Raw genomic sequence first — 7,531 nt, 5'->3', positions numbered from 1 at the left:
TCACCCCGCTGCTGGCCCAGACCGCGCCGCCCAGGAGCGCCGCGATCTGGGGCCGCTGCCCCGGCGGGGCCTAGACCAGCGGCGTCGTGACGCCCGTGTCCCGCCATGCCGCCGCCTGCGCCCGCACGTCGTCCGGGGTGCCGACCAGCGCGACGTCCCGCACCAGCTCCGTCGGGACGGCCGCGGCGGCGCGTGCCCGGTCCCCGGCGGCGTAGTGCGCCTGGATCTCCGCGCACGCGTCGGCGTACCCGAGCCGGACCAAGGCGTTCGCGTGGAAGTTCGCGCCCTTCGCCCCCATCCCGCCCGCGTACAGCGCGACGAACGGCCGCACCGCGTCGGCGGCGCGCTCCACGTCCGGGCCGAGCACGACGGGCACGGTCGCGGTCACCTCGAACTCCTCCACGGGGCGCGTCCCCGCGGCCCGGCGCGCGAACCCCTCCGCGAGCAGCCCCCGGAACTCGTCGTCGAGCCGGGGGGTGCAGAACAGCGGGAGCCACCCGTCGGCGATCTCGGCGGCCAGGGCGATGTTCTTCGGTCCCTCGGCGGCCAGGTGGATCGGCAGGTCCGCCCGCAGCGGGTGCACGGTGGACCGCAGCGCCTTGCCGAGCCCCGAGCCCTCCTGCGCGGGCAGCGGCAGCCGGTAGAACGCCCCGTCGGCCCGCACCGGCGCCTCGCGGCGCAGGACGTCCCGGACGATCGCGACGAACTCGCGGGTCCGGGCCAGGGGTCGGGGATAGGGCAGGCCGTACCAGCCCTCGACGACCTGCGGTCCGGACACCCCCAGCCCGAGCGTGAACCGCCCGCCGGACAGGTGGTCGAGGGTCAGCGCGGCCATCGCGGTGGCGGTCGGCGTGCGCGCGGCGATCTGCGCGACCGCGGTCCCGAGCCGGACCCGCGACGTCGTCGCGCCCCACCACGCGAGCGGCGTGAAGGCGTCGGACCCGTACGCCTCCGCGGTCCACACCGAGTCGAGCCCGAGCCGGTCCGCGGTCTGCACCGCCTCCGCGGCGCCGGGTGGGGGACCCGCCGACCAGTAGCCGGTGTGGTAGCCGAGCCGCATCGTGCCTCCTTCACCGCGCGCTCGCCGGTGAGCGCGCACGCGGGCCATGCTGCCCTGCGCGGGAGGTCCGGCGCGAGCGGGTCCCGTCAGCTCCCGGGCCGGCGCCGTGCCCGGTCGGCGAGCGTGGTGAGCAGCGCCGCACCCGTGGCGGCGTCGTCGACGGTGACGACGAACGAGCGGCCGTTGCTCCGCGCGACCTCGATCGCCTCGCCCGTGCGGACCACGTAGCCGACGGTGCCGCCCAGCGTGGTGCGGAAGCCCCAGCCGCCGAACTCGCGCAGCGGCCGGACCTGGCGCACCCGCACGGAGACGACCTCGTCCAGGGGCACGTGGAACCGGGGCCAGCCCAGCGCGGAGCGGGCGGTGAGCCCGCGGGCGTCCACGGCGACCACGATGACGGCGCTGGTGAGCACGAGGGCGACGAGCACCGCGACGAGCACGATCAGCGCGGGAATGTGCCAGACGACGACGACCCCGGTGACCACGACGGCCGCCCCGCCCCCGAGCGCCAGGGCGACCCGGCTCACCACGCGCCCGGTCCACGCCGCGCGCTCGTGCTCCCCGAGGGCGATCCGCGGCCCGTCGAGCGGGCCGGTGTCGGTCACCGGCTGGTGCGGGTCGCCGGGGGTGGCCCACGCGCACAGGGCCCCGACGGTCAGCCCGCACAGGAGCGCGACCAGGATCACGGAGTCGATGTCGGGGGCCGCCGCCGCGTCGTCGAGGCCCCGCTGCACGGCGAGCGTGCCGGTGGTGAGGGCCGCGCCGAAGACCCCGATGCCGGAGGCGAGCCCCGTGGCGATCCGCCGGGTCATCGCGTCGCGGCCGCTGTGCACGGCGAGGAGCCAGGCGCCGGCCGCGAGGACGCCGAACAGGGCGACCGCCAGCCCGACGAACGGTGCGAGCGCGGTGTACCCGTCGGCTCCGTCGGGGCCGAAGTGCGTCGCGACGGGATCGGGCAGGTCGTCGCGCCACGCCGCGGCCAGGGCGACGGTCGCGGCCAGCGCCACGGCGGCGGGGACGAGGCCCAGGACGGTGCTGGCGGTCCGGTGCGGTACGCCGTGCGTCGGGGTGGTGAGCGTGGTCATCGTTCCTCCTGCGAGGTGAGCGCGGCCTTCACGAGGCCGAGGGTCGTGTCCGGGGCGAGCCCGGCGGTGCGCGCGGCGGCGACCAGGGTGGCCACCGCGTCGTGCACCGGTGCCAGGTCGGTGGTGCCGCGCTCCGCCACGACGGCGCCCCGGCCCCGGCGCAGCTCGAGCAGCCCCTCGTCCCGCAGGTCCTGGTACGCGCGCAGGACGGTGTGCAGGTTGATGTCGAGCGACGCCGCGAGCGTGCGGGCCGCGGGCAGCCGCGACCCGGGTGCGAGGTCGCCGCTCAGCACCGCTCCGCGGACCTGCGCGGACAGCTGGGCGAACAGCGGCTCCGCCGAGGTGGGGTCGATGCGCAGCAGCATGCGGCCAGCCTAGTTGTTTGATGACAACTAGAACAAGTTGCGCGCACGGACGGGCGCCGACGGCGCCCGGGGCGGCGCGTCGGTGGTTCACCGACCGGCAACGCGCGCGCCCTAAGGTGTGCCCACGGCGCACCCTCCCGCGCCCGCACCACCACGGAAGGACCCCGACATGCCCGGCGCAGCCCACCACATCGCCCTCGTGGCCCACGACAACAAGAAGGTCGAGCTGCTGCGCTGGGCGGAGTTCAACCGGGGCACCCTCTCCCGGCACCACCTCTACGCGACCGGCACCACCGGCACGATGCTGCAGTACGAGCTCGGCCTGCCCGTCACGCGGCTGCTGTCCGGCCCGGTCGGCGGCGACCAGCAGATCGGCGCGAAGATCGCCGAGGGCGTCATCGACATGCTGATCTTCTTCTGGGACCCGCTGGAGCCCCAGCCGCACGACCCGGACGTCAAGGCGCTGCTGCGGATCGCCGCCGTGTGGAACGTCCCGATGGCGGCGAACGTCGCGACCGCGGACATGCTGATCTCCTCGCCGATGCTCAGCGAGGCGTGGACCGGCCGGCCGGAGATCACGGCGCGCCCGTGGGAGGGCGGCCCCGTCGCCTGACCGGCGTCAGATGTAGATGGCGGGGTCGTCGACCTCGGGCTCCGGGGGAGCGGCGGCGGGCTTCTGGCGGATCGTCGCGGGGACGCCGACGGCGACCGCACCCGCGGGCACGTCCGTGAGCACGACGGCGTTCGCGCCGATCTGCGCGCCGTCGCCGATCCACACCGGCCCGAGCACCTTCGCGCCCGCGCCGACCACCACGCCGTCGCCGACGGTGGGGTGCCGCTTGCCCCGCGTCATCGTCTTGCCGCCGAGGGTCGCGCCGTGGAACAGCACGACGTCGTCGCCGATGACCGCGGTCTCGCCGACCACCACGCCCATGCCGTGGTCGATGAACAGCCGGCGCCCGACGGTCGCGCCGGGGTGGATCTCCACCCCGGTGACCGCGCGGGACACCTGCGACAGGAGCCGGGCCGGCAGGCGCAGGCCCGGCTCCCGCCACATGCGGTGCGCCACCCGGTGCACCCACACGGCGTGCAGGCCGGGGTAGGCGAGCGCGACCTCGAGCCTCGACCGCGCGGCCGGGTCCCGGCGCTGCGCGGCGTCCAGGTCCTCGCGCAGGGTGCGGGCGAACCGCCGGGCGCGCCGCCAGTGCGCGCCCAGGTCGCCCGCAGCGGTGCGCGGGTCGGACGCCGCGCGCGCGGCGGTCGGCACGCCCTGCCCCTCGGGGCGGGGCGCGCCGCCCGGGCGCGGCAGTCGGGTGGTCGAGGTCATCGCGATCAGTCCAGGAGGTCGGCGTACAGGATGGAGGACAGGTAGCGCTCGCCGAAGGACGGGATGATCACGACGATCAGCTTCCCGGCGTTCTCGGGGCGCTTGCCGAGCTCGATCGCGGCGTGCAGCGCGGCACCCGAGGAGATCCCGACGAGCAGGCCCTCCTCCTTCGCGGCGCGGCGCGCGACGGCCACGGCGGTGTCGGCGTCGACGTCGATGATCTCGTCGTAGACGCTCGTGTCGAGGATCTCCGGCACGAAGTTGGCGCCGATGCCCTGGATCTTGTGCGGCCCGGGCTGGCCCCCGTTGAGGATCGGCGACTCGGCCGGCTCGACGCCCACGATCTGCACGCCGGGCTTGCGCTCCTTGAGCACCTGACCGACGCCCGTGATCGTTCCGCCGGTGCCGATGCCCGCGACCAGGATGTCGACGGCGCCGTCGGTGTCCGCCCAGATCTCCTCGGCGGTGGTGCGGCGGTGGATCGCGGGGTTGGCCTCGTTCGCGAACTGCCGGGCCAGGACGGCGCCGGGACGCTCCGCGACGATCTCGTTCGCCCGGTTCACCGCGCCCTTCATGCCCTCGGACGCCGGCGTGAGGATCAGCTCGGCGCCGTAGGCCCGCAGCAGCGCGCGGCGCTCCTTGGACATCGACTCCGGCATGGTCAGCACGACGTCGTAGCCGCGGGCCGCGCCGACGAACGCCAGCGCGATGCCGGTGTTGCCGCTGGTGGCCTCGACGATCGTCCCGCCGGGCTGCAGCTCGCCGGACGCCTCGGCGGCGTCCACGATGGCGACGCCGATGCGGTCCTTCACCGAGCTGGCGGGGTTGTAGAACTCGAGCTTGCCGACGACCGTCGCGTCGACGCCCTCGGTCAGCTTGTTGATCCGCACCAGCGGGGTGTTGCCGATGAGCTGCGTCGCGTCGTCGTAGATGCGTGCCATGTCCGGGTCCGTCCGTCCTGTGGTTCCGACAAGAGGGTGGTGCAGGGGGTCAGTGGTGCCGCGCGGCGCGGAGGGGTCCGGCCGCGGGTCGAGGGCGAGCGATGGCCCGGCAGCGGGTGCCCCGGGTCGGGCCTCCGCCGGCGCGCGGCGGAGCGGCCACCGCTCTAGCGACAGCGACAGGTGCTCGCGGGCACGAGCGCGACGGGTGCGGCGGCGCGAGCGGTGCTCCGCGGGCGCGGCGAGGAGCCCGCGGTGCTCGGCGCGATGACGCGCATGCCCGGCTCCCTTCCCCGTCAGGTCGGCGTCAGGGCCGACAGGCCTGACAGTAGCCCCAACGCTCCGAGCCCCACAAAGATGCCCGGCGGTGGGACGATGCCGGTCATGAGGGTGGACGACGCGGTTCCCGACGTGCTCGGCGGCGACTGGGTGCAGCGCACCCTGCACCTCGTGCCGGACGCCCAGGGCGACCCCGTCGCCACGCTCGTCCACCGGCGGGACGCCGGCGCGGACCGCACCCGTCCCGCCGTGCTCTACGTGCACGGGTTCGTCGACTACTTCTTCCAGACCCACGTCGGGGACGCCCTCGCCGAGCGCGGCTACGACCTGTACGCCCTCGACCTCCGCGACTACGGCCGCTCGATCCGCCCCGGGCGGGAGCCCAACGACACGCGCGAGCTCGCGGTCTACGCGGAGGAGATCGACGCGGCCGTCCGCCTGGTCCGCGCCGAGCACGACCGCGTCGTCCTGCTCGGCCACTCGACCGGCGGGCTGGTCGCGGCGCTCTGGGCGCACCATCGGCGGGGCCGCGGTCGCGTGGACGCGGTGGTGCTCAACAGCCCGTGGCTCGCCGTGCGGGGGTCGTGGCCGGAGCGCCGGGTCCTCGCCCCCCTGCTGCACCACGTGGTCGGCCGGGTGGCGCCGGGGGTGATCGTCTCCCGCATCGGGGAGCACTACGGCCGCGCCCTGCACGCCGACGGCGGCGGCGAGTGGACCTACGACCTCGCCTGGAAGCCGCACGAGGGCTTCCCCGTGCGCGCCGGCTTCGTGCGGGCCGTGCGCCGCGGCCACACCGAGGTCGCGCGGGGCCTGGACATCGACGTGCCGGTGCTCGTGCTGGCGTCCGACGCGAGCGGCCCCGACGACCGCTGGCACGACGGCCTGCTCACCACCGACTCCGTGCTGGAGGTCGCCGACATGCGGCGCCTCGCGCCCCGGCTGGGTCCCGACGTGACGTACGAGGAGATCGGCGGGGGAGCGCACGACCTGGCGCTGTCCCCGCTGCCGGCGCGGACCCGGTACCTGGACGAGGTCGTCGGGTGGCTGGACGTCACCCTGTCCCGGACGGGCGCCTGACGCGGGCGCCGGGTGACCGGCGCGGGTCGTCCGGGGGTGCCCGTCAGAACAGCGGCCAGGGCACGGCCGGCATCTCGCCCTCGGGGCCGGGGAACCGCGCCTCGGTGAGGAGCCGCTCGCACCGGGCGCGCAGGGCCGCGAGCTCCGGCTCCGCCAGCAGGGGCCGCAGCCGCTCCCCGAGGCCCGCGTCGAGCGCGCCGCGCACCCGCGCGACCACGGCGCGCTCGTCGTCGTGCAGCTCCTCGCCGACCCAGCCCCACAGCACGGTGCGGAGCCTCGGCTCGACGTGGAACGTCACCCCGTGGTCCACGCCGAGGCGCCGCCCGTCCGGCAGCGGCAGCACGTGGCCGCCCTTGCGGTCGGCGTTGTTGACGACCACGTCGAACAGGGCCATCCGGCGCAGCGCCGCGGAGTCCTCGTGCACGAGCGTCACGGGGTCGCCGTCCTCGTCACCGCCCTCGAGCACGGCGCGCCAGCCCTCCGCCGGCACGTCCGCGGTGGGCACGACGTCGACGGGGTCCTGGTCCGGGTCCGGCTCCTGCCAGAGCTGCACCATGCCCGGGCCGAGCGGGCCGTCCCGGAGCCAGGTGTGCGGGACCACGCCCCAGTCGCCGGCCTCCGACACCAGGTACGCCGCCGCCTCGCGGTGCGCGAGCGTGCCGTCCGGGAAGTCCCACAGCGGCTTCTCGCCCCCGACGGGCTTGTAGACGACCTGGACGTCGCCGATCCGGGCGAGGAACGTCGCGTTGGACGCGACGGTGATGCGGCCGACGACCTCGAGCGGGCCGTCGAGGGCGTCGCCGTCGGGGTCCCCCGCCGGGTCCGGGGTGGTCACCAGGTCTCGGGCGCCGCGCAGTCGTGGCCGTCCGGGTCCATCGGCTCGCCGCAGCGCGGGCACGTCGGCCGGCCCGCCCGGACCACCCGGCGCGCGCGCTCGGCGAACGCCCGCGCGGTCCCGACCGGCATGCGCAGCACCAGGGCCTCCTCGGGCTCCGGGTCCTCCTCCACGAGCCGGGCGGCCTCCTCCTCGGACTCGACCACCAGGAGGGGGTACGCCTCCACGACGACCTGCGCGGTGGACCGGTCGAAGTGCAGGCGCATCTGCCCGAGCCGGAAGTCCTCCTCGACGGGCTGCTCGACCGGGCCGTCGTCGACCAGCTCGGGGAGCGCGGTGGCGGGCACGCTGAACCGGTTCCCGTCCTCCGACATCAGGTCGTCGAGCACCTCGTCGATCTTCTCCGCGAGGGACGCGGCCCACTCCTTCTCCATCGCGATGGAGGTCAGCCGGCGCCCCGTGCGGGCCTGCAGGTAGAAGGTGCGGGCGCCGGGGCGCCCGACGGTGCCGATGACGACGCGGTCGGGCCAGTCGTGCTCGTGGAGGAGAGTCGCCATGCCCCCAT

9 protein-coding genes are annotated in these 7,531 nt (G+C 75.9%); 2 read left to right on the top strand and 7 right to left on the bottom strand.

Going from position 1 to position 7,531, the window contains the following annotated elements:
- Nucleotides 1-70 precede the first annotated feature (70 nt).
- From QNH85_RS05910 to QNH85_RS05900, 3 genes are all read right to left on the bottom strand, one after another.
- Nucleotides 71-1,060 (bottom strand): LLM class F420-dependent oxidoreductase, encoded by a 990-nt coding sequence (locus QNH85_RS05910; RefSeq protein WP_282945299.1) that lies wholly within the window; start codon nt 1,058-1,060, stop codon nt 71-73.
- An 86-nt stretch (nt 1,061-1,146) separates the two neighbouring features.
- Nucleotides 1,147-2,145 carry a DUF1648 domain-containing protein gene (locus tag QNH85_RS05905; protein WP_282945298.1) on the bottom strand — a complete coding sequence of 333 codons (999 nt, stop codon included), beginning with the start codon at nt 2,143-2,145 and terminating at the stop codon, nt 1,147-1,149.
- Complete coding sequence (locus QNH85_RS05900) at nt 2,142-2,510, bottom strand: GntR family transcriptional regulator (protein ID WP_282945297.1); 369 nt, start codon at nt 2,508-2,510, stop codon at nt 2,142-2,144. The genes QNH85_RS05905 and QNH85_RS05900 overlap by 4 nt, the downstream gene beginning before the upstream one ends.
- Nucleotides 2,511-2,679: 169 nt before the next feature.
- Here QNH85_RS05900 and QNH85_RS05895 point away from each other — a divergent pair, with 169 nt between their 5' ends.
- Nucleotides 2,680-3,123, top strand: a complete 444-nt coding sequence (locus QNH85_RS05895) for a methylglyoxal synthase (RefSeq protein ID WP_282945296.1) — start codon at nt 2,680-2,682, stop codon at nt 3,121-3,123.
- Nucleotides 3,124-3,129: 6 nt separating this feature from the next.
- Here the strand turns inward: QNH85_RS05895 and epsC are convergent, their stop codons facing one another.
- Both epsC and cysK read right to left on the bottom strand, forming a co-directional pair.
- Nucleotides 3,130-3,837 (bottom strand): serine O-acetyltransferase EpsC, encoded by a 708-nt coding sequence (gene epsC / locus QNH85_RS05890; RefSeq protein ID WP_282945295.1) that lies wholly within the window; start codon nt 3,835-3,837, stop codon nt 3,130-3,132.
- Between the two features lie 5 nt (nt 3,838-3,842).
- Nucleotides 3,843-4,778, bottom strand: coding sequence for a cysteine synthase A (cysK, locus tag QNH85_RS05885; protein ID WP_282945294.1), 936 nt, complete (start codon nt 4,776-4,778; stop codon nt 3,843-3,845).
- A 381-nt stretch (nt 4,779-5,159) separates the two neighbouring features.
- Here cysK and QNH85_RS05880 point away from each other — a divergent pair, with 381 nt between their 5' ends.
- Nucleotides 5,160-6,131, top strand: coding sequence for an alpha/beta hydrolase (locus QNH85_RS05880; RefSeq protein WP_282945293.1), 972 nt, complete (start codon nt 5,160-5,162; stop codon nt 6,129-6,131).
- Between the two features lie 43 nt (nt 6,132-6,174).
- Here QNH85_RS05880 and QNH85_RS05875 read toward each other — a convergent pair whose 3' ends face one another.
- Entirely contained in the window at nt 6,175-6,966 is a 792-nt protein-coding gene (locus QNH85_RS05875) for an SCO1664 family protein (protein ID WP_282945292.1), read from the bottom strand.
- Nucleotides 6,963-7,523: a DUF3090 domain-containing protein gene (locus tag QNH85_RS05870; RefSeq protein WP_282945291.1), complete on the bottom strand. Its 561-nt coding sequence runs from the start codon at nt 7,521-7,523 to the stop codon at nt 6,963-6,965. The genes QNH85_RS05875 and QNH85_RS05870 overlap by 4 nt, the downstream gene beginning before the upstream one ends.
- Nucleotides 7,524-7,531 lie beyond the last annotated feature (8 nt).

It is taken from the genome of Cellulomonas endometrii (assembly GCF_949769265.1).
Taxonomy (GTDB): Bacteria; Actinomycetota; Actinomycetes; order Actinomycetales; family Cellulomonadaceae; genus Cellulomonas; species Cellulomonas endometrii.
This window is presented reverse-complemented; position numbering and strand designations above follow the sequence as displayed.

Coding starts and splice junctions, on each gene's coding strand:
- QNH85_RS05910 (WP_282945299.1), bottom strand. CDS start 1,060: ATGCGGCTCGGCTACCACACCGGCTACTGGTCGGCGGGTCCCCCACCC.
- QNH85_RS05900 (WP_282945297.1), bottom strand. CDS start 2,510: ATGCTGCTGCGCATCGACCCCACCTCGGCGGAGCCGCTGTTCGCCCAG.
- QNH85_RS05905 (WP_282945298.1), bottom strand. CDS start 2,145: ATGACCACGCTCACCACCCCGACGCACGGCGTACCGCACCGGACCGCC.
- QNH85_RS05880 (WP_282945293.1), top strand. CDS start 5,160: ATGAGGGTGGACGACGCGGTTCCCGACGTGCTCGGCGGCGACTGGGTG.
- epsC (WP_282945295.1), bottom strand. CDS start 3,837: ATGACCTCGACCACCCGACTGCCGCGCCCGGGCGGCGCGCCCCGCCCC.
- QNH85_RS05870 (WP_282945291.1), bottom strand. CDS start 7,523: ATGGCGACTCTCCTCCACGAGCACGACTGGCCCGACCGCGTCGTCATC.
- QNH85_RS05895 (WP_282945296.1), top strand. CDS start 2,680: ATGCCCGGCGCAGCCCACCACATCGCCCTCGTGGCCCACGACAACAAG.
- cysK (WP_282945294.1), bottom strand. CDS start 4,778: ATGGCACGCATCTACGACGACGCGACGCAGCTCATCGGCAACACCCCG.